Genomic DNA, 23957 nt, shown 5'->3' with positions numbered 1-23957 from the left:
GCTACTTCTTCAGCATCGCCAGCAGCTCTTCAGCGGCTTTCTCCGACGAGGCGGGGTTCTGGCCCGTAATCAGGTTGCCGGCCGATACGACGTAGGGCTGCCAGTCGGCGCCTTTCGAGTACTGGCCGCCGTTTTCTTTCAGCATGTCTTCCACCAGGAAAGGCACTACGTTGGTCAGCTGCACGGCCTCTTCTTCAGTGTTGGTGAAGCCGGCTACCGACTTGCCTTTCACCAGCGGCTCGCCGTTGGCGGCTTTCACGTGGCGCAGCACGCCGGGGGCGTGGCACACGGCGGCTACCGGCTTGCCGGCGTTGTACATGGCTTCGATGAAGGCAATGGACTTCTTGTCTTCGGCCAAATCCCACAGGGGGCCGTGGCCGCCGGGGTAGAACACGGCGTCAAAATCTTCGGCCTTGATGGTGTCGAGCGTCACCGTGCTGGCCAGGGCTTGCTGGGCGGCGGTGTCGGCCTTGAAGCGCTTGGTGGCATCGGTCTGGGCGCTGGGGTCGTCGCTTTTGGGGTCGAGGGGCGGCTGGCCGCCTTTGGGCGAAGCGAGCGTAACATCAGCGCCGGCATCGATGAAGGTGTAGTAAGGCGCGGCGAATTCTTCGAGCCAGAAACCGGTTTTGTGGCCGGTGTTGCCGAGCTCGTCGTGCGAGGTCAAAATCATTGCAATTTTCATGGTATCTGGGTTTTAGTGGTAATGAAAAAAAAGAGCGGCCGGCGTTAGTCCAGCAGCTGGTAAAAAGTGACGGCGCGCTCGGCCAGCAGCGGCCCTATCTGCTTCACCACCAGCTCTTGGTAGTGGGCCGAGTCGCGGTGGGCTTCGAGGGCCGCCTGGTCGGCGTATTGCTCGTAGATGAAGAACTTAGTGGGCTCTTTCGGGTCCTGGTGCGCGGTGTACACCAGGTTGCCGGGCTCATCGGCCCGCACGGCGGCGGCGGCTTGTAACAGCAGCTGGCGCACGGTTTCTTCCTGGCCGGCCTGGGCCTGGAAGTGGGCCGCTACGCAGATAATGGATTTGTTGGAGGACATGGGATAGTGGGGGGATTGGATGATGTTGAAACGCTGTGAGAACGTCATGCCGAGCATTCTGCGCATCAAGCAGAGACCGAGGCATCTCGCGTGTGGCAGTAACTCACTCGCGAGAAAAGGATTAGTGGTGGCACGCGAGATGCTTCGGTCTCTGCTTGATGCGCAGAATGCTCAGCATGACCGCCTATTAGGCTATGTGCTGATTACGCCACTTTTACCACGGCCTTGCCGGTGTTCTCACCCTTAAATAAGCCCATGAAAGCGGCCGGAATCTGGTCGAAGCCTTCCGTAATGGTTTCCTCGCCTTTCAGCTGGCCGGCGGCGTACCACTCCGTGAGCTTGGCCACGCCCTCGGGCCAGCGGCTGTAGTAGTCGCTCACGATGAAGCCCTGCAGCTTAGTGCTGGTTTTCAGGAGCTTGCCTTCGGGGCGGGGGCCGGTGGGCGTTTCGGTAGCGTTGTAGGTCGAAATCTGACCGCATAGGGCAATGCGGGCGTGCTTGTTCAGCAGGTCGTACACGGCGTCGGTGATGGCCCCGCCCACGTTGTCGAAGTAGCAGTCCACGCCGTTGGGGGCGGCGGCGGCCAGGGCTTTGGCAATGTCGGGCGTGGTTTTATAGTTGATGGCTTCGTCAAAGCCCAGGGCTTTGAGGTGGGCCACCTTTTCGTCGGAGCCCGCCGTGCCAACCACCCGGCAGCCCTGAATTTTGGCCAGCTGGCCCACAATCAGGCCCACGGCCCCGGCCGCGCCGGATACCACCACCGTTTCGCCGGCCTTGGGCTGGCAGATGTCGAGCAGGCCAAAATAGGCCGTGAGGCCGGGCATGCCCAGCAGGCCCAGGAAGTAGCTGGCAGGGGCTTTATCTACCGGCACGGGGTTCAGTGTTTTGGCATCGGCCACGCTGAATTCCTGCCAAAGCAGGTTGCCCACTACGGTGGTGCCTACGGCCAAGTCCGGGCTTTGGCTTTCAATGACCTCGGCTACTACACCGCCCGCAATCGGCTGGCCCACTTCAAACGGTGCCACGTACGATTTTGCCGCGCTCATCCGGCCCCGCATGTAGGGGTCGACGGACACGTACCGCGTTTTCAGCAGCACCTGGCCGGCGGCAAGGGCAGGCGTTTCGCGGGTTTCGAACTGGAATTGCTCGGCCGTGGGCTCGCCCTGGGGGCGGCTGGCGAGCAGAATGGCTTGCGTTTTCATAGGAATAAGGTAGTGAGTTCAGCGAATAAAAAATAGCCGTGCCAGCGTGGTGGTGGCACGGCTATTTCAATCTGGCCGGCCCGAAAGCCAGCGTGCTTAGGCGTTGGTCGTGGTGGTAAGGCTCACCTCAATGTTGCCTTTGGTAGCGCGCGAATAGGGGCAGATGCCGTGAGCGGCTTCCACCAGCTCCTCGGCCTGCTTCTGTTCGAAGCCGGGCAGGTTTACGTGCAAATCGGCCGAGATGCCGTAGCCGCCGTCCTCCGCTTGGCCGAAGCCAATGAGGGCTTCCACGGTCACGTTTTCCAGGCGCACTTTGGCCTGGCGGGCGGCCACGCCCAGCGCGCCTTCGAAGCAGGCTGCGTAGCCGGCGGCAAACAGCTGCTCGGGGTTGGTAGCGCCGGTTTTGCCGGGGCCGCCCATCTCTTTGGGCGTGCTCAGGGTCAGGTTAAGAACGTTGTTGTTGGAGCTAATTTGGCCGTCGCGGCCGCCTTTGGCCAAAGCCTGGGCAGTGAAGATTTTTTCGATTTTCATCGGATTGGGTAAGAAAAAAAGTTAAGCGCTGGCCGCTAAGCCAACTGGGTAAGTAAATGGGTTAGGTGGGTGCGCAGGGCCGTTATCTCGCCTTCCGACATCTGCATCTTGTCGAGCATGAGCAGCGGAATCTGGTCGGCCCGGGCTTCGAGGGCCCGGCCTGCCGGCAGCAGCGCGATGATAACCGACCGCTCGTCGCGCGGGTCGCGGCGGCGGCTGAGCCACTGCTTCTGCTCCATGCGCTTGAGCAGCGGTGTGAGCGTGCCCGAGTCGAGCAGCAGCTTTTCACCCAACTCCTTCACCGTGAGCTTCTCGTGCTCCCATAGCAGCAGAAACACGAGATACTGCGGGTAGGTAAGGTCGAGAGCCTGCAACAGCGGCTGATAGGCCTTGGTGAGCAGCCGCGAAACGGCATAGAACGGGAAGCACAGCTGGTTTTCTAGCTTCAGCAGTGAGTTCTTAGCGGACGGTTCAGGAGGAGTTGCCATGGGGTTTCGAATAGGTAAACGGATAACGGTTGTGTAATGTTTGATTGTGCGCAATTTATTTTTTTAATCTTAAACGCGAGAACGTCCCGCCACAACCCCACCGCCCAATACCTTTGCCCCACCATGCACCTGCGCGCCCTCGAACCCGACGACCTCGAATTTCTCTACGCCCTCGAAAACGACCCCGACATCTGGGGCGTGTCGGATACGCTGGCGCCGGTGTCGCGCCACGCCCTGCGCGAATACCTGGCGCATGCCGGCGCGGATTTATACGTAGTGCGCCAGCTGCGGCTGGTGATTACTACTGAGATAGGTAGCCTTGCCGTGGGTGTGGTGGACCTTTTTGACTTCGACCCGCTGCACCTGCGGGCGGGTGTGGGCATCACCATTCTGGCCAGCGAGCGCCGCCACGGCTATGCCCGCCAGGCCCTGGAGCTGCTGAAAAACTACGCCCGCCAGCTGCTGCGCCTGCACCAGATTTACGCGACTGTAGGCACTGATAATACCGCGAGTTTGAAGCTGTTTCGGGCCGCTGGCTTTCGGCGCGTGGGCATTCGGCACGGTTGGCTGCGCACCGCCACCGGCTGGCAGGATGCCGTGGAATGGCAGTGCCTGCTCCAGCTTTATGCCGGGATATAAAATATATGATAAACTTATATTAGCCTGATAGCGTGTAGCGTTAGTAGGTGCTTAGCAAAGTAAGCCGGGGTATATCCTTTGGCCGAAGGGCTGCGTATACACTTGCAAGCGTTGCGGCTGCGTAGGTAGAGAGTCCCTCCGGCGCGGCGCGAAACCCCTTTTCCTGCTAATTTTCATGCCCCCTTCTTCGACGGTGGAAGTGCCTTTGCGCGCCTCTGCCACCGCTGCCCGGCCCAGCGAATCAGCTGCCGAAAATAACGCCCCTTATACGTTGCCCGACCTGGTGTGCTTTGCGCACTTGCATTGGGATTTCGTGTGGCAGCGCCCCCAGCACTTGCTGTCGCGCTTTGCCCAATACGGCCGGGTGTTTTATGTCGAAGACGCTTTCTGCCACAACGACAACCTGGTTGAGCCGCACGTTGAAATCAAGCTTCGCGACAACGGCGTGAAAGTGGTGGTGGTGCACCTGCCCGCGCGCCTGCGCGAAGACGAAGCCGCCGCCGACCAGGCCCAGTTCGAAGTCCTGAGTCACTATTTTGCCGAGCAGAGCGTCACGAACTACGTGTTCTGGTACTACACGCCCATGGCCCTGGGCAAGTCGCGCCAGTTCACGCCCAAGCTCACCGTGTATGACTGCATGGACGAGCTGGCGGCCTTCAAGTTTGCCCCGCCCGAGCTCAAAAAGCGCGAGCAGGAGCTCTTCGCCAAAGCCGACCTGGTGTTCACCGGCGGGCACACGCTCTACGAAGCCAAGCGCGAGCAGCACCCCGACGCGCACCCCTTCCCGAGCAGCATCGACAAAGCCCATTTTGGCCAGGCGCGGGGCCCCATGGCCGAGCCCGCCGACCAGGCCGGCATTGCGCACCCGCGCATCGGCTTTTTCGGCGTGGTGGACGAGCGGCTGGATATTGAGCTGCTGCGCGAGCTGGCGCAGAACCACGCCGAGTGGCAGTTTGTCATCATCGGCCCGGTGGTGAAGATTGACCCGGCTACCCTGCCGCGCACGCCCAACGTGCATTACCTCGGCGGCAAGGATTATAAGGAACTGCCTGCCTATTTAAAGGGTTGGGACGTAGCCACTCTGCTGTTTGCTGATAACGAAAGCACGAAGTTTATTTCGCCTACCAAAACGCCCGAATACCTCGCCGCCGGCAACCCCGTAGTGAGCACGCCCATCCGCGACGTGGTGCGGCCCTACGGCGACCTCAAGCTGGTGCACATTGCCGATAACGCCGCCGATTTCGGCGCCGCCATCGCCAAGGCCCTCACCCAGCGCACCGACGCCGACTGGCGGCAGCGCACCGATGATTACCTGGCCACCATTTCCTGGGACCAGACCTGGCAGCAGATGGTGAAACTGATGCAGGCGCGCCTGGGTGCCAAAAAGCCCGATGCTTCCACCACCATGACCGGTGTGCCGCTCATGCCCACCAAAGTATCGGAAGTAACGCTGCCGCCCATCGTCTAGCCTGTTGGTAGTCATAATGGACGGATCCAAGCCGCCGCAAGCTGGCGTAGCGTGCCTCCGAAACACGCATAAATTCTGATTATCAGTTAGTTAAAATAAAAATATATAACGCTCCCTTCTTACTGCTTTCCATACCCTGCACTATGTTTGATTACCTCATCGTTGGAGCCGGTTTTGCCGGTAGCGTGCTGGCCGAGCGGCTGGCCACCCGCAGCAACAAAAAAGTCCTTATAATTGACAAGCGCAGCCACATTGCCGGCAACGCCTACGACCATTACAACGAGGACGGTATTCTGGTGCACAAGTATGGCCCGCACATCTTTCACACCAATTCAAAAGACGTGTTCGAGTACCTGGGCAACTTCACCGACTGGCGTCCCTACGAGCACCGCGTGCTCGCCTCCGTGGATGGCCAGCACGTGCCGATGCCCATCAACCTCGACACCATCAACAAGCTCTACGGCCTGAACCTGACCAGCTTCGAGGTGGAAGAATTCTTCGCCTCCGTAGCCGAGCAGGTCGATGTCATCAAGACGTCGGAAGACGTGGTGGTGAGCAAAGTAGGCCGCGAGCTATACAACAAATTCTTTAAGAACTACACCAACAAGCAGTGGGGCCTCGACCCCTCGCAGCTCGATAAGTCCGTGACCAGCCGCGTGCCCACCCGTACTAACCGCGACGACCGGTACTTCACCGACACCTATCAGGCCATGCCCCTGCACGGCTACACCCGGATGTTTGAGAACATGCTCAACCACCCAAATATCAAGGTGATGCTGAACACGGATTACCACGAAATCATGGACTTCATTCCTTTTAAGGAAATGATTTTCACCGGTCCGGTAGATGAGTATTTCGACTTCAAGTTCGGCAAGCTGCCCTACCGCTCCCTCGAATTCCGGCACGAAACCTTGAACAAGGAGAAACACCTCGCCGCGCCCGTGGTGAACTACCCCAACGACAACCTCTATACGCGCATCACCGAGTTCAAGGCCCTCACCGGCCAGGAGCACCCCAAAACGGCCATTGTGTACGAATACCCGCAGGCCGAAGGCGACCCGTACTACCCCATCCCGATGCCCGAAAATGCCGAGCTGTACAGCAAGTACAAGAAGCTGGCCGACGAAACGTCGGGCGTGCATTTTGTCGGTCGCCTCGCCACCTATAAGTATTACAACATGGACCAGGTGGTGGCCCAGGCCCTAACGCTCTACAAGAAACTGACCGAGAAGGAAAACGTCAGCAAGCCCGTCCTGCCCGCCATTTCCGGCAGCACCGCGCTGGTCGAGAAGCTGATAAGCCGCTCGCCGAAGCAAGAGTAGCCGTAGCGTGGACTCTGCGAGTCCGCGTCTCGCCGCGCAGCGGCGAATGCGGGACTCCAACCGTCGCGCAAATCCCTACAACGACCATTCGCCGCATGGCGGCAAGAAGCGGACTCGCAGAGTCCACGCTACTGAGCGAGCCCCGTCAATTTGGCGGGGCTTTTTGTTTTGGGATGGTTTTAGCAGAACGCTCCGTAAATTTGAGGTGCGCGCAAACGCATTTCGCTATAAAAACTACCTGATGTTTGACTTCCTAGGCAAGACCGTCGCCAAAATATTCGGCTCCAAGTCGGAGCGTGATTTAAAGGAAATCGTGCCCTACGTGGCGCTGATTAATGCCGAATATGCCAAACTGGCCGGTTTGACCGATGACCAGCTGCGCGACCAGACCGATGTTGTGCGCGCTCGCATTGCCGAGCGCCTCGCCGGTCTCGACGGGCAGATTGCCGGCTTGCATCAGCAAATCGACACCCAGCCGCAGCTGGACGTGGCGCAGAAGGAAGTATTATTCGAGCAGATTGACGCGCTGGAAAAGCAGCGCAACAAGGACCTCGAAGCGGTGCTGCTGGAGGTGCTGCCGACGGCCTTCGCCATTGTGAAGGATACCGCCCGCCGCTACAAAGACAACGGCCAGCTCGTGGTAACCGCCAATGACCGCGACCGCGAATATGCCACCACGCACGGCAATGTGACCTTCGAGGGCGATAAGGCCATCTGGAGTAACAAATGGCTGGCTGCTGGCGCCGAAATCGTCTGGGACATGGTGCACTACGACGTGCAGCTGATTGGCGGCGTGGTGCTGCATCAGGGTAAAATCTCGGAAATGGCCACGGGTGAGGGCAAAACGCTGGTTTCAACGTTGCCTTCGTTCCTAAATGCGCTGTCGAAGCGCGGGGTGCACCTTGTTACTGTCAACGACTACCTGGCCAAGCGGGACTCCGAATGGAACGCGCCGCTGTTCGAATTCCACGGTATCACCGTGGACTGCATCGACAAGCACCAGCCCAACACGCCGGAGCGCCGCGCCGCCTATCAAGCCGACATTACCTACGGCACCAACAACGAGTTCGGCTTCGACTACCTGCGCGATAACATGGCGCGCGACCCCGAAGAATTGGTGCAGCGCAAGCACCATTTCGCGATGGTCGACGAAGTGGACTCCGTGCTGATTGACGATGCGCGGACGCCGCTCATCATCTCGGGTCCGGTGCCGCGCGGCGATGTGCACGAGTTCTACCAGCTCAAGCCGCGCATCCAGCGCATCGTGGATGAGCAGAAAAAGGTGGTGCAGGCCTACCTCGTGGAAGCCCGCAAGCAGATTGCAGCCGGTAAAACCGGGGTGGAGCCGGGCGACAAAAACGGCGAGGGTGGCCTCATGCTGTTCCGCGCCCACCGCGGCCTGCCCAAGAGCAAGCCCCTCATCAAGTACCTCTCGGAGCCCGGCATCCGCGCCATATTGCTGGCTACCGAGAACCACTACCTGGCCGACAACTCGCGCCAGATGCCCAAGGCTGATGAAACGCTGTTCTTCACCATTGACGAGAAGAACAACCAGATTGAACTGACCGAAAAAGGCCTGGATTTGATTACGGCGCAGGGCGAAGACCCGCAGCTGTTCATCATGCCCGACATCGGCATGGCCATTGCCGACATCGAGAAGAACACCGGCCTCAGCGCCGAAGACAAGCTCCAGCAGAAGGAAAAGCTGATGAGCGACTACAACGAAAAAAGCGAGCGGGTGCACACCGTGAACCAGCTGCTGAAAGCCTATACGCTGTTTGAGAAAGACGACCAGTACATCCTGACCGACGACGGCAAGGTGAAAATCGTGGACGAGCAGACCGGCCGCGTCATGGAAGGCCGCCGCTATTCCGACGGCCTGCACCAGGCCATCGAGGCCAAGGAAAATGTGCGCGTGGAAGACGCCACCCAGACCTACGCTACCGTGACGCTGCAGAACTACTTCCGCATGTACCACAAGCTGTGCGGCATGACTGGTACGGCCGAAACCGAAGCCGGCGAATTCTGGGAAATCTACAAGCTCGACGTGGTGGTGATTCCCACCAACCGGGTGATTTCGCGCCAGGACTCCGACGACCAGGTGTACAAAACGGTGCGTGAGAAATACAATGCCGTGGCCCTAGAAATCCAGAAGTTGGTAGAAGCCGGCCGCCCCGTGCTGGTAGGTACCACGTCGGTAGAAATTTCCGAGCTGATGTCGCGCATGCTGAAGCTGCGCGGCATCCAGCACCAGGTGCTCAATGCCAAGCAAAACCAGCGCGAGGCCGAGATTGTGGCCGCCGCCGGCTACCCTGGCACCGTAACCATCGCCACGAACATGGCCGGCCGGGGTACTGACATTAAGCTGCGCGAAACCTCTAAGGCGTCGGGTGGCCTGGCCATCATCGGCACCGAGCGCCACGAAAGCCGCCGGGTAGACCGCCAGCTGCGGGGCCGTGCCGGCCGCCAGGGCGACCCCGGCACCTCGCAGTTCTTCGTGAGCCTGGAGGACAACCTAATGCGCCTGTTCGGCTCTGACCGTATTGCCAAGCTGATGGACCGCATGGGCATGGAAGAGGGCGAAGTGATTCAGCACTCGATGATTACTAACTCCATCGAGCGCGCCCAGAAGAAAGTGGAGGAGAACAACTTCGGCACGCGTAAGCGCCTGCTGGAGTACGATGACGTGATGAACGCCCAGCGCGAAGTGGTGTATAAGCGCCGCCGCAACGCCCTGCACGGCGACCGCATGGAAGTCGATATCCTCAACATGATTTACGACGTGAGCGAGGACATCGCCGCCGGCCACAAAATCACGGGCGACTTCGAGGATTTCAAGCTGAACGTTATTAAGGTATTCGGCTACGATACTTACCTCTCGGCGCAGGATTTGACCAGCCTGCAGGTGCCGGCCCTGACCCAGAAGCTGTACGACGAGGCCCTGGGCTACTTCCAGAGCAAGAACGAGCACATCGCCAGTAACTCGCTGCCGCTGGTGAACGACTTGCTGAGCAATGGCGCGCCCTACGAGAACATCGCCGTGCCCTTCACTGACGGCAAGAAGCAGATTCAGGCCATTGCCAACCTGCGCCGCGCCCAGGCTACCGGCGGCCACGACATCCTCCGCCAGATGGAGAAAGTGGTGGTGCTAAGCGTAATTGACACTGCTTGGACCCAGCACCTGCGCCAGATGGACGACCTGAAACAGGTGGTGCAAAACGCGGTGTACGAGCAGAAAGACCCGCTGCTGGTGTATAAGTTCGAGAGCTTCGAGCTGTTTAAGCGCATGATTGGCAAGGTGAACGAGGAGACGACGGCCTTCCTCTTCCACGCCGACGTGCCGGTACAGCAAGGTGCCGTGGGCACGAACGAGGAGCAGGACTACTACCTCGAAGACGAGGAGCCCCAGCCCCAGCTCACCGTGGAGCACGAGAGCAACCTCGACTCGCTCGGGGCCGGCCCCGAAGATATCGGCCCCGATTACCAATCGCCCCAGGTAGCCGAGAAGCAAGTGCCTGTGCGCAGCCAAAAAATAGCCAATCGCAACGATAAAGTGAACGTGCAATACATGGACGGCACCGTGAAGCGCGACGTGAAATACAAGTCTGTGGAGCAGGACGTGGAAAGCGGCCGCGCCGTGCTGGTGGACTAGTTCCCAGTCCGGTTCTAAATTGAAAAAGGCGGCCTTCCCACTGGGGAGGCCGCCTTTTTTTCGGTTAGCGCTACTGCCAGAGCCTGCTGTTCTGGTCCATGATGTCGGCCACGAACTCGGCCAGCTCGCGGTAGGCAGCGGGCTGGGCTAGCTGAATGGCCCAGAGCAGGCGAATCAGCCGCGGGTTGTCTTCGGCGTCTTCGTCTTTCATTAGCTCGATGAAAGCCGATAGGGTGGGGGGCAGACCGAAGTCAGCCGGGGACAGGCCGGCGGCGTGGGCGGCTTCGAATATCCAGGTATCGCAGGCCGGCTCCATCACGATGAGGTAATGATTGGCGTGCGCCGGGTGCTGGTAGATGCAATAGCGGCAGTCGGGGCCGAGGCGGGCGGCCACGGGCCGAGAGTTGGCAAACGGGCGCAGATACTTCACGTCGGCGAACTTCTTGTCCTTATCCACCATGCCCACTACGAAGCGCCCGCGGCCCGACTCGGCTTGCTGGCTTAGCACGTTGGCTACTTTGGAGATGCCGTGCTGGTGATTGATGAAGGTGAGCCGGTCGGCGAGGAGGGTGCGGGTGAGGGCGGTATCGACGTGGCACTCGGGTACGAACAGGACGTTTTCAGGCATTGGAGGCCGCGCCGGTCGTGAACCGCTTCATGTTGTAGAATACATCGATGCCATCGGCGCGGATGCTGCGAATTTCCTCGTCGCTGAGCTGGTGCACCTTGGTCTGGTGGTCCTCGTAGTAGGCCGCAAACATGGCCAGCTCGCCGGCCTGCGCGTCGTCGGTGAGCATCGTTTCCAGTATCTCAGTGATGAGGTAGGGGCTATGCGTGTCGATGAAAAACTGATTATTGGTGCTCTCCACGATGCGCCGGCCCAGCTTCGATACATACACCGGGAAGGAGTGGGCCTCGGGCTCCTCGAACAGCAATACTGCGTCGTCGTTGCTCTCGATGGCCGCGAGGTAGAATATGATGCGTTGCAGGGTATCGGCTACGCTGGAATAGGGGTAGGAGTAGATAATGCCGTCCTGGTCCTTGATGATTTCGAGGCGGTGCTCGTCCATGCGAAGCTGGAGCTTCTGGCCGTAGCGCTCGAACATTTGCGCAATTTCTGCCCGTAACAGGGTGTAAGCTTGGATGATTTCGATTAAATTATTGCCACTAGGCGGGTTTAGATAAGCATCACCTGTCTCTTGGTTAATGAAAGTGTTTTTTATAAATGCGTAATTGCGCGGAAGTGAGCCTGTATTGAGATTGGCACCAAAATCAGTAAAGTCTGATTTGATTTTAACGCTGGAAAAGCTTGCGTTATTGAATGTTGTATAAAGGATGTTTTTAGCAGCAAACCCATTATGCATTTCCAGTTTTATATGCTCAAAAGGAATCTTGGATAATACACTGGCATGACTAGCCAAAGTGCTTCTATTGCTAGTTGTGGGAGGGAAACGTTTAAGCAGTTCGTTGTGAAGTTCCTTATCGCAAAACAAATATTCAAACTGTTTACTCTTACTTTCAAACAGCAAAACTGCCACATCCCTATCCGTCTCCACCTTAATCGTATTCCCCACCAGGTTATCATAAAACAGCTGCCGGGGCTCTTCGTACCGGATGAAGCTGCCCATGAACTTCTCGGTCTGCTCGTAGGTGATGCCGCCCAGCAGCGTCATAGCTTCCAGCAGGTTTGATTTGCCCACATTCGGCTCGCCGATAATAAGGTTCACGCGGCGGGGGTGGAGCGTGACGTCCTTGATGGACTTGAAATTCTGGATGCGCAGGAACTTGATGTCGTTTTCCATGAGGAGCGGAGCTTTGGCCAAAAGTACGGGCAAAGCGTAAGGTGTAGGCCAACGCCAGCACTACTGCCCGCCGTACCTTTGCCCCATGACCCTCGCTGCCCGAATCGACCACACCCTGCTGCGCCCCGATTGCACGGAAGCGCAAATCATTCAGCTCTGCGAAGAGGCCGCCGCCCACGGCTTCGCCACGGTGTGCGTACCGCCCTGCTACGTGGCCCTGGCTACGGCTAAGCTGGAAGGTGCGGCGGTGGGCATTTGCACTGTGGTGGGGTTTCCGCTGGGCTACGCCACCTCGGCCGTGAAGTTCAAGGAAGCCGAAGTGGCGCTCTATGACGGGGCCACGGAGCTCGACATGGTTATCAACATCTCGGCCCTGAAATCGGGCAAGGCTGACGCCATTCAGGCCGAAATTCTGGATTTGGCCGATTTGTGCCACGTCCATCAGGCCCTGCTCAAGGTTATCATCGAAACGGCCTTGCTCACGGAGGAGGAGATTATACTGGCCTGCCGCCTGTGCGTGGAAGGCGAGGCCGACTTCGTGAAAACCTCCACCGGCTTTGCCAGCCGGGGCGCGTCGGTGGCCGATACTGCGCTTCTGCGCCGCGTACTGCCCGATACCGTACGCATCAAGGCCGCCGGGGGCATCCGCACCCGCGAAGCCGCGCTGGCCCTGGTGGCGGCCGGGGCCGACCGTATCGGCGCATCCAATAGCCTGGCCATGATTGCTGAAACCGATGAACCGAATGCTGCCTAAGATGCTCGTTGCCTCCCTGTTTTTCGGGCTTACGGCCTGCGCCGGCACTACCCCGCAGGCCCCCCGCGCCAGCGCGCCCGTCGATACCACGCTCAAAAAAACCGCTGCCGCGCCCGCTCTACCCGCCGAGGACGTGACGAAGTATCGCCCCGCGTTTGCCGCGCCCAAAGTCACGCCCATCGCGGCCATCGCGCCCGCCAAAACAACCGTGCTGCCCACCAACCACGTCAACGCCCCGGTAGAGCAGCGCCTGCGCGACCAGGCCTTCACCAACCAGAACGTGAAGTATGCTCAGGGCTACCGCTTGCTGGTGTACCTCGGCCTGGAGCGCGACCAGGTGATGGCCATTCGGCGCGCCATTATCGGCCGCTACCCCGATGAGACGGACTACATTACCTTCAAATCGCCGGTCTACCGTCTTTATATCGGCGACTACCTCACCAAGCTGGAGGCTGCCCGCGCCATGGCCCGCCTGCGTGGTCTCACCCCCAAGCTGGAGCTCGAAACCACGCAAGTGCTGCTGAACAAGACCCCGTAGGGGAGGTAGAGGAAAGAACAAAAACTCCCCTCCTTACCAAGGAGGGGATATTTCAGCGAAGCTGAAATTGGGGTAGTTATGGCGTTGGATGATATCCGGACAGCCAGCCCAAACAATACCGATGCAATTCGTCCAACGCCCCTAACCACCCCCGTCCGAGCTTTTGGCTCGAACATCCCCTCCTTGGTAAGGAGGGGAGTTTGCCCGCCCAACGTCCATCTCGCCCATGTCCGACACCCTCATCCCCCGCATCCAGCAGCTCGCCGTTGCCCACGCTGCCGATACCGTAGCCCTGCGCCAGCACCTGCACGCGCACCCCGAGCTTTCCTTTGAGGAAGTGAACACCGCCGCCTTCGTTACACGGGAGCTGACGAAGCTGGGCCTCACGCCGCAGCCCATTGCCAATACCGGCGTGGTGGCCCTCATCGAAGGCTTGCCTGGCGGCCCCACCATTGCCCTGCGGGCCGATATGGATGCGCTGCCCATCACCGAAGCCAGCGACGTGCCCTACAAATCGACCAACCCCGGCGTGATGCACGCCTGCGGGCACGACGTGCACACGGCCTCGCTGCTGGGCGCGGCCCGCATCCTCAATGAGCTGAAAGGCGAGTTTAAAGGCACTGTGAAGCTCATGTTTCAGCCCGGCGAGGAGCGCCTGCCCGGCGGCGCTTCGCTGATGATAAAGGAGGGGGTCCTGGAGAATCCGGCCGTGGGCCAAGTACTTGGGCAGCATGTATTTCCGCACCTGCCGGCCGGTAAAATTGGCCTGCGCCCCGGCCGCTACATGGCCAGCACCGATGAGCTCTACCTCACCATCAAGGGCAAGGGTGGCCACGGCGCCATGCCCGAAATGAACCTTGACCCCGTGCTGGTGGCCGCCCACATCATCGTGGCCGCCCAGCAGATTGTGAGCCGCCGCGCCAACCCCAAAATCCCCTCGGTGCTGAGCTTCGGCAAGGTCATTGCCAACGGCGCCACCAACGTTATTCCCAACGAAGTGTACATCGAAGGCACCTTCCGTACCCTGAATGAGGAATGGCGCGCCGAGGCCCACCAGCACCTGCGCAAGCTCTGCGAAGGCCTGGCCGACAGCATGGGCGCGGTGTGCGAGCTCGAAATCCGGGTGGGCTACCCGTACCTGGAAAACGAGCCCGCCCTCACGGCCCGCGTACGCGCCGCCGCCGAAGAGTACCTCGGCCCCGAAAACGTAGTGGAGCTCGACCAGTGGATGGCCGCCGAGGACTTCGCCTACTTCTCGCAGGCCGCACCGGCCTGCTTCTACCGCCTTGGCACACGCCACGCCGATGGCCGCTTCGCCGCCTCCGTGCACACGCCCACCTTCGACATCGACGAGCAGGCGCTCACCACCGGCCCCGGCCTCATGGCCTGGCTGGCAATAAAGGAGTTGGGGCAGTAGACTCGTACCGTGGACGCTGCGAGTCCGCGCGTCGGTTGCTCCATCCTCGATACACCATTCGCGGACTCGCAGCGTCCATGGTACCTCTCCCTCATGAATCGATTTCTCTCCTGCTTCCTGCTGCTGGCCGCCCTGCTGGCCCAGCCCGCCGCCGCCCAAACGCGCCGCTCCATCTCCGGCCTGCAGCTCTGGCCCGAAGTGCAGGCCGAGTTGGCCCTGCCCGGCAACGACTACCTGCTCCTGACCGCGCACGGCCAGCAAAATACCGATAACAATCACCTGCTCGGGGCCGAACCTAAGCGCGTGCTGGGCTTCGATGAGCAGCGCCTGAACCTGGCCTACGAGCATTTTCTGAGCGAGCACTGGAGTCTGGGCGGCACCCTCGGCTACTTCACCGCCAGCAGCAAAGACTACCTGCTGATACCCGAAGTGCTGCTGCGCCACCGCAGCCCCCTCGGCCCACTCACCTTCGGCCAGCGCCTGAGCCTGGAGCGCGTTTTTCCCAGCGCCACCGGGGCCAAAAGCCAAACCAACGCCCGCCTCCGTGTCGACCTCGAAAAGCTGCTGCCCGTCGGCACCGGCGGCTTTGCCTTGCGCCCCCGCCTGAGCTATGAGGCCGACACCCACGTTCGCCTCCTCAAGGCCGACACCGACCCCGATGAGCGGTTTATCCAGTTCACCAGCCTGCGCGGCGAGGTGGGCTTCCGCGTGGCGGGCTTGTTCGATTTCACGCCTTGGTTTGCCTATCAGACCAACTACCTGGTCACGCTGCCCCAGTACAACGCGCAGGGCGTCCAGACCTCCGGCGGCAAGCTGAATGCCGTAACCCCGGTGCTGGGCCTCGATTTACGCTTCACCATCATTCAGGGCCAAAGCGCCGAAACCCGCCAGCAACTGCCCACGCAGCACTAAGAACCTATCCAGAAAGCACGTCATGCAGAGCGGAGCGAAGCATCTTTACCGCAACAGTAATCAGTTGCTACTGCGGTAAAGATGCTTCGCTCCGCTCTGCATGACGTGCTTTTTAGCCTAAGCCAGAACGGTCATTCCGATACTGGAGAAGTATGATGGAATATGCCTAACGGTTCCGCTCAGATTCCGCCGGTACCGGAATAACAACCCAGCGATGATGACAAAATTTTAGGCTTCAACTCGGGCTAAATAGTGTTCTGAATAGCTTTATTGGATGATTTTGTCATTAACATAATTATTTAATAATTCCATAATATATCATAATAAGACAAATTGTCTTAAAAATTGCGCATAAACTGGTTGGTATAGAATTTAAGGGAAGTAAGGTGTGCCGCCTGGCGGCTGTGATTTTATCACTTTCCTATAACATTCTATATATCAATAGCAACGCTGCTTTATAACAACCGCCCTTCCCTACGTCCCAGCCGCGTTTTGAGCGCTATGCTGGCCGACATGCTCCGCGAGCCGCAAACGGCCGCCGCGCCGGCCACCCCCGCCTTCGTACCCGCCGCCGACATCCTCGAAACCGCTGCTGGCTTTGAACTGCACCTGGCCCTGCCCGGCGTGAAAAAAGAAGCCGTCACCCTCGACTTCCTCGACGGTCAGCTTGTGGTGTCTGGCACCCGGCCTAGCCCGGCCGCTGCTGCTAAAGCAGCCGCTGCTCCCGCTACGGAAGCTGCAGCCAACGATAACGAAGCCACGCCCGCCGAGGCAGCTCCCGAGGCTCCGGCCACGCCTAAATTCCGCCGCATCGAAACCAGCTACGGCCAATTCTTGCGCACCTTCCGCCTGCCCGAAACGGTGAATGTGAAGGCCATTGCCGCCGAGCTGACCGACGGCATTCTACGCATAACGCTGCCCTTCGACATGGAAAAAGTGACCACCCAGCACATCGCAATTCGCTAAGCGCGGGATGATATATGAAAAAAAGGTACCTCTCGGGGTGCCTTTTTTGCCGCCGCCAGCGTTGTGCTGCTGATAAGCTTGGTTTGGCCTGTTTTCTGCTAAAAGCAACCTTGTCACGCGAAAGCGAATCTTTTCCGCGTTAAGCCGAAAATAACCTTGCCGGACTCATTCGGTTTTCATTCGGCTGATGTTAGACTAGTTCTCCAGTTCACCCATTCAACCTTTTTTCAATTTTTTCCCTTACCCATGCAAGCAAAACAAATGATGCTCGGCCTGCTCGGTTCCGCCATTCTTGGCGGGGGCGTGGCCGTGGGGGGATACAAGCTGCTCGAGCCCGCCCCCGTGGCACCTCAGTCCGTAGCCGCCGACCCCCAGGTGCGTTATACTTCCGAGATGAAGAGCACGCCCTACGCCGTGCCCGAGGGCCTGAACTTTGTGGCCGCCGCCGCTGCTGCAACTCCGGCCGTGGTGCACGTAATGACCGAATATGCCGCACCGGCTGTCGACCGGCGCCAGCAGCAGCAGATGGACCCTTTTCTGCGCCAGTTTTTTGGCGACCAGCTGGAGCAGTTTCATGGCCAGCAGCCGCAGGGTGGGGGCCAGGGCTCAGGCTCGGGCGTGATTATCGCCGCCAACGGCTACATCGTGACCAACAACCACGTTATCGACAAAGCCTCCAAGATTGAGGTAGTGCTGGACGACAAGCGCAAGTTTGAAGCGGAGCTGGTGGGCGCCGACCCTAACACCGACCTGGCCGTGCTGAAAGTGAAGGCTGACAACCTGCCCTTCATCAAGTACGGCAATTCCGACGACGTGAAAGTGGGCCAGTGGGTGCTTGCCGTGGGCAACCCCTTCAACCTGAACTCGACCGTGACGGCCGGCATCATTTCGGCCAAGGGCCGGAACATCGACATTCTGCGCCGCAAGGACAACATGGGCATCGAGTCGTTCATCCAGACCGATGCCGTGGTGAATCCCGGCAACTCGGGCGGGGCCCTGGTGAACCTCAACGGTGACCTGATTGGCATCAACTCGGCCATTGCCTCGCACACGGGCAGCTACGAGGGCTACTCCTTCGCCATTCCCAGCTCGCTGGCTAGCAAGGTGGTCGATGACCTGCTGAAATACAAAGTGGTGCAGCGCGCTCTGCTCGGCGTGCAGATTCAGGAAGTGGATGCCAAGCTGGCTTCCGAGAAGAAGCTGAACACTCTGAACGGCGTGTACGTGCAGGGCCTGACGGCCGGCAGCGCCGCTGCCCAGGCCGGCCTAAAAAAGGACGACATCATTACCCAAATCAACGGCGTGGCCGTGAATACTTCGTCGCAGCTGCAGGAGCAGGTGGCCCGTTTCCGGCCTGGCGACAAGATTAAGGTGAGCTACCTGCGGGGTGGCACCGCCGGCCTGGCCGAGGCTGTGCTGCGCAACGCCACGGGCACCACGGGCATTGTGCGCGAGGATGCCATGGCGGCCTCCATCAAGTACGAGGGCGCTACCATTGCGGCCGTGGAGCCCCGCGAGCTGGCCAAGCTGGGCCTGGAGGGTGGAGCCAAAATCAGCGGCATTAAGGGCAGCAATTTCCGCGAGACGGGCATGGCCGATGGCTTTATCATCACCCGCATCGACAAAAATCAGGTGACTAAGCCTGCCGACGTGAAAAACTTCCTCGACCAGGCCCGCGAAAGCTCGGGCGCGTTGGTAGAGGGCGTGTACCCCGACGGCCGCAAGGCGTACTACCCCATCGGGCAGGAATAGCCCGGCGTAGTTAACAGTTAACCCCTGAAAAAGCCTCTACCGCCTCGGTAGGGGCTTTTTTTGTGGGTGTTGGGCGGATGGTAGCGCTGTTCCATTATGGGACTGATTTGGGCCTGTTGGAATGGGAAGCCATAGGGGGCAGTTTGCTGCGTGCGAAAGAAGGTAGTAGGCTGATGGTCAGGGAAAATAATGAGCTGAAATGAATGGTTTTAGCGTATTTGGCTAATCCGAACCGGGTCATTTTAACGTATGTATTATCCCAAGTCGGGAGCAGGATAACTGTGAATTCAGAATTCCTTCTGTTGCGTGCCCAGCTTTCCCCTGTTAATGGAAAACGTAATCAACACCCTTTATATTCAGAATTTTAAGTCGATTCGGAATGCCGTGCTGCACCCGCGGCGGGTCAACCTTATCATTGGGCAGCCCAACGTGGGCAAGTCGACGGTACTGGAGGCCATGAGCCTGCTGGGGAGCTTTCCGATTGAGCAGAAGAAGCGGTTTATGCGCAGCTTTATTCGGTATGAAAAGCCCGCGCAGCTGTTCCACGACGGCCTGATGACGGCTCCCATCCGCGTCGAAACCGACCGTGATGTGTGCCTGCTGGGCCGCGTGGGTCAGGGCGAGAGCAAGCGCTTTCAGTACGGAGTATTCAGCCAGACGGCCTACCTGCTGCTGCGCGCTCAGCTGGGCCTGCCCCTGCTGGAAGGCCGGGGCCGCACCCGCACCAGCGACGACGCCTAGCTGCTGGCCCGCCTGCACGGCCACCTGGCCAGCGCCGCCGTGCTGCCCGAGCCCGGCTTTATCTACACCGAGTTCGACCGCGATGGCCGGACCGACCGGCCGGGTACCGGCGGGCGCTACCTGGCGTCGCGGCCGGCCTGGCAGCCCCGGGGCGTGAAATCCTACCGCTTCAAGCGCAACGCCCACCTCGACCGGCGCTACGCCGATGCCACCCTGCACCCGCCGCACGGCAACAACCTGGTGCAGGTGCTGGAGGCCAATGCCGACCTGCGCCACGAATTTGCCGCCCTCTTTGCCGACCACAACCTGCGCGTGCGCCCCGATGCCAACCGCTTCGAGGTGATGAAGGAGCTGGACGGCCTGAGCTTCGCCTATCCGTATTCGAGCAGCGGCGACACGTTGCAGCGCTACGGCTTCCATTTGGCGGCCATGGAGTCGAACCGCAATACCGTGATTTTGCTGGAAGAGCCCGAGGTGCACTCCTGTCCGCTCTACGTTTCGCAGCTGGCCGAGCGCATTGCTACCCAGCAGAACAACCAGTATTTCGTGACCACGCACAGCCCCGCCTTTTTCGATTCGGTGCTTGAAAACATGGTGCCTTATGAGAATCGGGTGACGGAGCTGGCTGTATTTGTGGTGTATTACAAGGACTTCCATACTAAAATCCGGCAGCTGTCGGACGAGGAGGTGCGGGGAATGCGCCGCAATAGCATCGACGTGTTCAACAATCTGCACCTGCTGGCCCAGGAGCCACGCAAGGTGTAGAAGGGCTTCGCTTCTGCTTTAATCGCAGAATGCTCAAGATGACAGGCGTTGGCAGAGGATGCCCGAGAATGGGGCTCGGTCCCGGCTAACTCCCCGGCAAACCGTAGCTTTGCCGCAGCAACATCCCACCCCCAACCGCCCCATGAAACAGGCCCTCGAAGAAGCTACCGCCGCCGACGTTACCGTTCCGCATCCTCACCACGACCCCCACGGCATTCAGGACGTGCTGCGCCAGCTGGGCGTGCAGCCCGACAACGCCGCCTACAGCACCGGCCGCACCTGGGGCGGTGCCCAGAATGCCGACCGCCGCGTCATCAACGCCCCCGCTGATGGCCGCCGCATTGCCAGCGTCGCCTTCGCCACTACCGACGACTACGAAGCGGTGGTGAAAGCCGCGCAGGAAGCCTACAAAACCTGGCGGCTGGTACCGGCCCCGAAGCGTGGCGAAATCGTACGCCAGATTGGTAATAAGCTGCGCGAGTTCAAGGAGCCGCTGGGCAAGCTGGTGAGCGCCGAGATGGGCAAAATCCTCCAGGAAGGCCTGGGCGAAGTGCAGGAGATGATTGACATCTGCGACTTTGCGGTGGGCCTTAGCCGGCAGCTGCACGGCTTCACCATGCACTCGGAGCGCCCCGCGCACCGGATGTACGACCAGTACCAGCCGCTCGGCATTGTGGGCATCATTTCGGCCTTCAACTTCCCGGTGGCCGTGTGGAGTTGGAACGCCATGCTGGCCGCCGTGTGCGGCGACGTGAGCATCTGGAAGCCCTCCGAGAAAACGCCCCTCACGGCCGTGGCCGTGCAGCACATCATCAAGGACGTGCTGGCCGAGAATGACATTGCCGAAGGCGTGTTCAGCGTAATTATCGGCGATGCGAAAATCGGGGCCGCCATGGCCGCCGATAAACGTCTGCCGCTGATTTCGGCCACCGGCAGCACCCGCATGGGTCGCAAGGTGGGCGAGGTAGTGGGCGCGCGCCTGGGCCGCGCCCTGCTGGAGCTGGGCGGCAACAACGCCATCATCGTAACCAAAAACGCCGACCTCAAAATCGCCATTCCGGCCATTGTGTTTGGGGCGGTGGGCACGGCCGGGCAGCGCTGCACCAGCACCCGCCGCGTGATTATCGAAGAGAGCATGTTTGAGGACGTGAAAAGCCGCCTGCTGGCCATTTATCCCAAGCTGCCCATCGGCCACCCGCTGCAAACCGGTACGCTGGTCGGCCCGCTCATTGATGCTGACGCGGTGAAAATGTTTGAAAAAGCATTAGTAGCGGTGCAGGCTGAAGGCGGCAAGCTGCTGGCCGGCGGCGAGGTGCTGAGCCGCCCCGAGCTGGACGGCGGCCACTACGTGACCCCGGCCCTGGTGGAAGTGGAAAACCACTACCACACGGTGCAGGAGGAAACCTTCGCGCCCATTCTCTACCTCATCAAGTACAGCGGCGACGTGGAAAACGCCATTGAGCTGCAAAACGAAGTGCGTCAGGGCCTGAGTAGCAGCATCTTCACGCTGAACATGCGCGAGGCTGAAGCCTTCCTGTCCGCCAGCGGCTCAGATTGCGGCATTGCCAACGTGAACATTGGCACGAGCGGAGCCGAAATCGGCGGCGCGTTTGGCGGCGAGAAGGAAACCGGCGGCGGCCGTGAATCGGGCTCCGACGCCTGGAAAGTGTACATGCGCCGCCAGACGAATACGATTAACTATTCCACTGAATTGCCGTTGGCGCAGGGCATTAAGTTTGACGTGTAGCGCCTGCTTTAGCTTGCGCCGTAACCCCAAAGCAAAGGCCCCGTCGAATCTCTCGGCGGGGCCTCTTTGTGTCTGGACTCAACTGTTTTATTGAGGAGTGCAGCGTATGTCGCCGTGGCCCTTGTATACCAAGCCGTTAGTATTTGATACCACATAATAAAGACGGTACAGCTCGTTGGGGCTAAGGCCAATTCGGGTGAGGTCGAGTATATAAGTGATGCCGTTGATGACACTCTGACGGTCAATTCGTTGCCGAATGTGGTAGTTGCGGTCGACCAACGTAGCGCTGACGGTGTAGCCGCCCGCTCCACTGGTTGGTGCATAGGTCTGCATCGTCCAATTGACTGCGCTGCTCGCAGGGTTGGGGAAAAGGCCGGTGTGGCAGGATGTGGCGCCTTGCTGCGGCCCGTTGAGGTCGAGGCCAAGGTCAGCGAAAAGAGCGCGCTCCTGCTTGTTCCACTCGCCGTCGGAAGTCCAGTCAGTAAGGTCGGCAGGGCCACCGGCCATGTTATTGCTGGTGCGATAGGTAATGCCTTCGCCTTCCCCAAAATCCATGATGGGGTTGGAGTCGGACTTGCTGCACCCCAGCAGGGTGGCGAGGAGCAGAATGGGTAAAAAACGCTGACGTATGGAAAGGAATTGATGGTGCGAAAGCGTCAAAGGTAAAAGCCGAAATCGGCTTGCGCCTACAGCAATTTGCGCAGCGCCCAGAGGCTCCAGATGATGACCATCAGGCCCACGCCCACGAACATCCAGCGGGTGGGCAGGCGGCCGGCCAGCTTGGCGGCGATGGGCGCGGCGGCCACCCCGCCCACGATGAGGCCGGCCACAATCTGCCAGTGCGAGAGCCCGCGCATGGTGAAAAACGTGAACGCGCTGGCAAACGTGACGAAAAACTCGACCAGGCTCACGGTGCCGATGACGAATTGTGGCGTGCGGCCGTTGGCAATGAGCGTGCTGGTCACCAGCGGCCCCCAGCCGCCTCCGCCGAAAGAATCGAGGAAGCCGCCGGCCCCGGCCAGCCAGCCGGCATTCTTCACCTTTTTGCGCTGCTGCGAGGCTGTGCGGAAAGCCTTGGCAATGATGCGCAAGCCCAGCAGGAGCAGGTACACGGCCAGTACCGGCTTGATGTAGCCGGCGTAGGTTTCGCCGAAATGCACCAACAAAAAGGCCCCGCTCACCGAGCCCGCGATGCCCGGCAGCAGCAGCACCCGGAACAGGCGCTTGTTCACGTTGCCAAACCGGTAGTGGTGGTAGCCCGATGCGCCGCTGGCAAACACTTCGGCCGTATGGATGCTGGCACTCACCGATACCGGGCTCAGCCCCAGCGACATGAGACTGATGGCCGACACCACGCCGTAGCCCATGCCCAGCACGCCGTCCACCATTTGAGCCACGAAGCCCACGGCCACGAAGGTATAGAACATGCCCGACGAGCGCGCCAGCTGCCAGACCTGCGCCGGGGTGAAGTAGTAGGAGATAATGTTGAGGAGGATGAAAACCGCGAAGGTGAACAGCGCGGCTGTGGCCACGCGCCGCCAGTAGGCGGTGGCGGGCGTTTCGTAGGCCGGGCCATTGGCCAGCTCGGCGGTCACGGCGTTCAGCGACTTCACTTTCTCAGCAAAATCCCCTTGCAGGCGGCTGCGGATGACGGTCATCTGGCCCAGCACGGTGGCCAGCTCGGCGGGCAGCACTTCGGCCAGCACCTCGCGCAGGCGCTTGCCAATGGTGGGCGACTTGCCGTTGGTGGAAATGGCAATCTTCAAATCCCCTTTTTGCAGCACCGACGAGAGGTAGAAGTCGCACAGGGCGGGCGTATCGGCCACGTTGGTGAGCAGGTGGCGGGCGGCGGCGGCGCTGCCGATGTAGCGGTGCAGCGCCACGTCGTCGGTGGCCAGGAACAGAATGTCGGCCCCGTCGAGGTCGGAATCCTGGTAGGGGCGCTGGTGCAGCTGCACCCTGGGGTGGCGGGCGGCCAGCTCGCGCAGCTCGGGCAGCAGGAGCGGGGCTACCACCGTCACGGCCGTGGCGGGGCTGTTGCGCAGGATGGCCCCCAGCTTTTCCAGGCCCACGTTGCCGCCACCCACCAGCAGTACCCGCATGTTTTCCAGCTTCAGGAAGATGGGAAACAGGTTGTTAGCCGGCAGGGCTGGCGGGCCGGTATTGGGTGGCAGCGGAGCCACCGCCGGGCCGGTCGGGTCGGAGGAGTCAGAATCCATAGCTCAG

General features: G+C 60.2%; 22 protein-coding genes. 13 read left to right on the top strand and 9 right to left on the bottom strand.

What is annotated here, in order from left to right; all coding sequences use genetic code 11:
• Position 1: 1 nt before the first annotated feature.
• The 5 genes from KQ659_RS17170 to KQ659_RS17150 all read right to left on the bottom strand — a co-directional run bounded on the left by KQ659_RS17170 (position 2) and on the right by KQ659_RS17150 (position 3256).
• Positions 2 to 682 (bottom strand): type 1 glutamine amidotransferase domain-containing protein, encoded by a 681-nt coding sequence (locus KQ659_RS17170; protein WP_216679939.1) that lies wholly within the window; start codon positions 680 to 682, stop codon positions 2 to 4.
• A 44-nt stretch (positions 683 to 726) separates the two neighbouring features.
• Positions 727 to 1035 (bottom strand): putative quinol monooxygenase, encoded by a 309-nt coding sequence (locus tag KQ659_RS17165; RefSeq protein WP_216679940.1) that lies wholly within the window; start codon positions 1033 to 1035, stop codon positions 727 to 729.
• Between the two features lie 203 nt (positions 1036 to 1238).
• The gene (locus tag KQ659_RS17160; protein ID WP_216679941.1) at positions 1239 to 2237 is read right to left on the bottom strand and encodes an NADP-dependent oxidoreductase; all 999 of its coding nucleotides are present in this window, start codon (positions 2235 to 2237) and stop codon (positions 1239 to 1241) included.
• Between the two features lie 96 nt (positions 2238 to 2333).
• On the bottom strand, positions 2334 to 2768 hold the full coding sequence (locus tag KQ659_RS17155) for an organic hydroperoxide resistance protein (protein WP_216679942.1): 435 nt from the start codon (positions 2766 to 2768) through the stop codon (positions 2334 to 2336).
• A 35-nt stretch (positions 2769 to 2803) separates the two neighbouring features.
• Positions 2804 to 3256, bottom strand: coding sequence for a MarR family winged helix-turn-helix transcriptional regulator (locus tag KQ659_RS17150; protein WP_216679943.1), 453 nt, complete (start codon positions 3254 to 3256; stop codon positions 2804 to 2806).
• Positions 3257 to 3379: 123 nt separating this feature from the next.
• Between KQ659_RS17150 and KQ659_RS17145 the strand changes: the two genes are divergently transcribed.
• The 4 genes from KQ659_RS17145 to secA all read left to right on the top strand — a co-directional run bounded on the left by KQ659_RS17145 (position 3380) and on the right by secA (position 10337).
• Complete coding sequence (locus KQ659_RS17145; protein WP_216679944.1) at positions 3380 to 3895, top strand: GNAT family N-acetyltransferase; 516 nt, start codon at positions 3380 to 3382, stop codon at positions 3893 to 3895.
• A 175-nt stretch (positions 3896 to 4070) separates the two neighbouring features.
• Positions 4071 to 5363 carry a glycosyltransferase family 1 protein gene (locus KQ659_RS17140; RefSeq protein ID WP_216679945.1) on the top strand — a complete coding sequence of 431 codons (1293 nt, stop codon included), beginning with the start codon at positions 4071 to 4073 and terminating at the stop codon, positions 5361 to 5363.
• Positions 5364 to 5506: 143 nt separating this feature from the next.
• Entirely contained in the window at positions 5507 to 6685 is a 1179-nt protein-coding gene (gene glf / locus KQ659_RS17135; protein WP_216679946.1) for a UDP-galactopyranose mutase, read from the top strand.
• Between the two features lie 241 nt (positions 6686 to 6926).
• On the top strand, positions 6927 to 10337 hold the full coding sequence (gene secA / locus KQ659_RS17130) for a preprotein translocase subunit SecA (protein ID WP_216685988.1): 3411 nt from the start codon (positions 6927 to 6929) through the stop codon (positions 10335 to 10337).
• A 70-nt stretch (positions 10338 to 10407) separates the two neighbouring features.
• Here secA and KQ659_RS17125 read toward each other — a convergent pair whose 3' ends face one another.
• Both KQ659_RS17125 and KQ659_RS17120 read right to left on the bottom strand, forming a co-directional pair.
• Positions 10408 to 10965 (bottom strand): hypothetical protein, encoded by a 558-nt coding sequence (locus KQ659_RS17125; protein WP_216688136.1) that lies wholly within the window; start codon positions 10963 to 10965, stop codon positions 10408 to 10410.
• Positions 10958 to 12139, bottom strand: a complete 1182-nt coding sequence (locus KQ659_RS17120; protein WP_216688137.1) for an AAA family ATPase — start codon at positions 12137 to 12139, stop codon at positions 10958 to 10960. The genes KQ659_RS17125 and KQ659_RS17120 overlap by 8 nt, the downstream gene beginning before the upstream one ends.
• A gap of 85 nt (positions 12140 to 12224) precedes the next feature.
• Here KQ659_RS17120 and deoC point away from each other — a divergent pair, with 85 nt between their 5' ends.
• The 9 genes from deoC (at position 12225) to amaB (ending at position 21731) form a co-directional block, all read left to right on the top strand.
• Positions 12225 to 12893 carry a deoxyribose-phosphate aldolase gene (deoC, locus tag KQ659_RS17115; RefSeq protein WP_216688138.1) on the top strand — a complete coding sequence of 223 codons (669 nt, stop codon included), beginning with the start codon at positions 12225 to 12227 and terminating at the stop codon, positions 12891 to 12893.
• Position 12894: 1 nt separating this feature from the next.
• Positions 12895 to 13431, top strand: a complete 537-nt coding sequence (locus tag KQ659_RS17110) for a sporulation protein (protein WP_216688139.1) — start codon at positions 12895 to 12897, stop codon at positions 13429 to 13431.
• A 226-nt stretch (positions 13432 to 13657) separates the two neighbouring features.
• Complete coding sequence (locus KQ659_RS17105; RefSeq protein WP_216688140.1) at positions 13658 to 14848, top strand: M20 metallopeptidase family protein; 1191 nt, start codon at positions 13658 to 13660, stop codon at positions 14846 to 14848.
• A gap of 93 nt (positions 14849 to 14941) precedes the next feature.
• A complete protein-coding gene (locus KQ659_RS17100) occupies positions 14942 to 15760 on the top strand; it encodes a hypothetical protein (protein ID WP_216679954.1) in 819 nt (272 codons plus the stop codon).
• Positions 15761 to 16261: 501 nt separating this feature from the next.
• On the top strand, positions 16262 to 16726 hold the full coding sequence (locus KQ659_RS17095) for an Hsp20/alpha crystallin family protein (protein ID WP_216685991.1): 465 nt from the start codon (positions 16262 to 16264) through the stop codon (positions 16724 to 16726).
• 246 nt (positions 16727 to 16972) lie between these two features.
• Positions 16973 to 18478, top strand: a complete 1506-nt coding sequence (locus KQ659_RS17090) for a S1C family serine protease (protein ID WP_226930021.1) — start codon at positions 16973 to 16975, stop codon at positions 18476 to 18478.
• Between the two features lie 327 nt (positions 18479 to 18805).
• The gene (locus KQ659_RS17085) at positions 18806 to 19219 is read left to right on the top strand and encodes an AAA family ATPase (protein ID WP_216688141.1); all 414 of its coding nucleotides are present in this window, start codon (positions 18806 to 18808) and stop codon (positions 19217 to 19219) included.
• Positions 19220 to 19258: 39 nt separating this feature from the next.
• On the top strand, positions 19259 to 19984 hold the full coding sequence (locus tag KQ659_RS17080; protein WP_216688142.1) for an OLD family protein: 726 nt from the start codon (positions 19259 to 19261) through the stop codon (positions 19982 to 19984).
• A gap of 142 nt (positions 19985 to 20126) precedes the next feature.
• Complete coding sequence (gene amaB, locus KQ659_RS17075; protein ID WP_216688143.1) at positions 20127 to 21731, top strand: L-piperidine-6-carboxylate dehydrogenase; 1605 nt, start codon at positions 20127 to 20129, stop codon at positions 21729 to 21731.
• Positions 21732 to 21818: 87 nt separating this feature from the next.
• On the opposite strand, the gene KQ659_RS17070 is transcribed toward amaB, so the two are convergent.
• Together KQ659_RS17070 and KQ659_RS21935 are read right to left on the bottom strand one after the other, a co-directional pair.
• Positions 21819 to 22286 (bottom strand): hypothetical protein, encoded by a 468-nt coding sequence (locus tag KQ659_RS17070; RefSeq protein WP_216688144.1) that lies wholly within the window; start codon positions 22284 to 22286, stop codon positions 21819 to 21821.
• A gap of 131 nt (positions 22287 to 22417) precedes the next feature.
• Positions 22418 to 23950, bottom strand: a complete 1533-nt coding sequence (locus KQ659_RS21935; RefSeq protein ID WP_216688145.1) for a TSUP family transporter — start codon at positions 23948 to 23950, stop codon at positions 22418 to 22420.
• Positions 23951 to 23957: the final 7 nt, after the last annotated feature.

Source organism: Hymenobacter siberiensis, assembly GCF_018967865.2.
GTDB lineage: Bacteria > Bacteroidota > Bacteroidia > Cytophagales > Hymenobacteraceae > Hymenobacter > Hymenobacter siberiensis.
This window is presented reverse-complemented; position numbering and strand designations above follow the sequence as displayed.

Bases quoted from the DNA above. Each gene is read 5' to 3' on its own strand.
- KQ659_RS17145 (WP_216679944.1), top strand. From the start codon at position 3,380: ATGCACCTGCGCGCCCTCGAACCCGACGACCTCGAATTTCTCTACGCC.
- KQ659_RS17100 (WP_216679954.1), top strand. From the start codon at position 14,942: ATGAATCGATTTCTCTCCTGCTTCCTGCTGCTGGCCGCCCTGCTGGCC.
- KQ659_RS17160 (WP_216679941.1), bottom strand. From the start codon at position 2,237: ATGAAAACGCAAGCCATTCTGCTCGCCAGCCGCCCCCAGGGCGAGCCC.
- amaB (WP_216688143.1), top strand. From the start codon at position 20,127: ATGAAACAGGCCCTCGAAGAAGCTACCGCCGCCGACGTTACCGTTCCG.
- glf (WP_216679946.1), top strand. From the start codon at position 5,507: ATGTTTGATTACCTCATCGTTGGAGCCGGTTTTGCCGGTAGCGTGCTG.
- KQ659_RS17105 (WP_216688140.1), top strand. From the start codon at position 13,658: ATGTCCGACACCCTCATCCCCCGCATCCAGCAGCTCGCCGTTGCCCAC.
- KQ659_RS17170 (WP_216679939.1), bottom strand. From the start codon at position 682: ATGAAAATTGCAATGATTTTGACCTCGCACGACGAGCTCGGCAACACC.
- KQ659_RS17150 (WP_216679943.1), bottom strand. From the start codon at position 3,256: ATGGCAACTCCTCCTGAACCGTCCGCTAAGAACTCACTGCTGAAGCTA.
- KQ659_RS17125 (WP_216688136.1), bottom strand. From the start codon at position 10,965: ATGCCTGAAAACGTCCTGTTCGTACCCGAGTGCCACGTCGATACCGCC.
- secA (WP_216685988.1), top strand. From the start codon at position 6,927: ATGTTTGACTTCCTAGGCAAGACCGTCGCCAAAATATTCGGCTCCAAG.
- KQ659_RS17070 (WP_216688144.1), bottom strand. From the start codon at position 22,286: ATGGATTTTGGGGAAGGCGAAGGCATTACCTATCGCACCAGCAATAAC.
- KQ659_RS17110 (WP_216688139.1), top strand. From the start codon at position 12,895: ATGCTCGTTGCCTCCCTGTTTTTCGGGCTTACGGCCTGCGCCGGCACT.
- KQ659_RS17085 (WP_216688141.1), top strand. From the start codon at position 18,806: ATGGAAAACGTAATCAACACCCTTTATATTCAGAATTTTAAGTCGATT.
- KQ659_RS17165 (WP_216679940.1), bottom strand. From the start codon at position 1,035: ATGTCCTCCAACAAATCCATTATCTGCGTAGCGGCCCACTTCCAGGCC.
- KQ659_RS17140 (WP_216679945.1), top strand. From the start codon at position 4,071: ATGCCCCCTTCTTCGACGGTGGAAGTGCCTTTGCGCGCCTCTGCCACC.
- KQ659_RS17120 (WP_216688137.1), bottom strand. From the start codon at position 12,139: ATGGAAAACGACATCAAGTTCCTGCGCATCCAGAATTTCAAGTCCATC.
- KQ659_RS17155 (WP_216679942.1), bottom strand. From the start codon at position 2,768: ATGAAAATCGAAAAAATCTTCACTGCCCAGGCTTTGGCCAAAGGCGGC.
- KQ659_RS21935 (WP_216688145.1), bottom strand. From the start codon at position 23,950: ATGGATTCTGACTCCTCCGACCCGACCGGCCCGGCGGTGGCTCCGCTG.
- KQ659_RS17095 (WP_216685991.1), top strand. From the start codon at position 16,262: ATGCTGGCCGACATGCTCCGCGAGCCGCAAACGGCCGCCGCGCCGGCC.
- KQ659_RS17090 (WP_226930021.1), top strand. From the start codon at position 16,973: ATGCAAGCAAAACAAATGATGCTCGGCCTGCTCGGTTCCGCCATTCTT.
- deoC (WP_216688138.1), top strand. From the start codon at position 12,225: ATGACCCTCGCTGCCCGAATCGACCACACCCTGCTGCGCCCCGATTGC.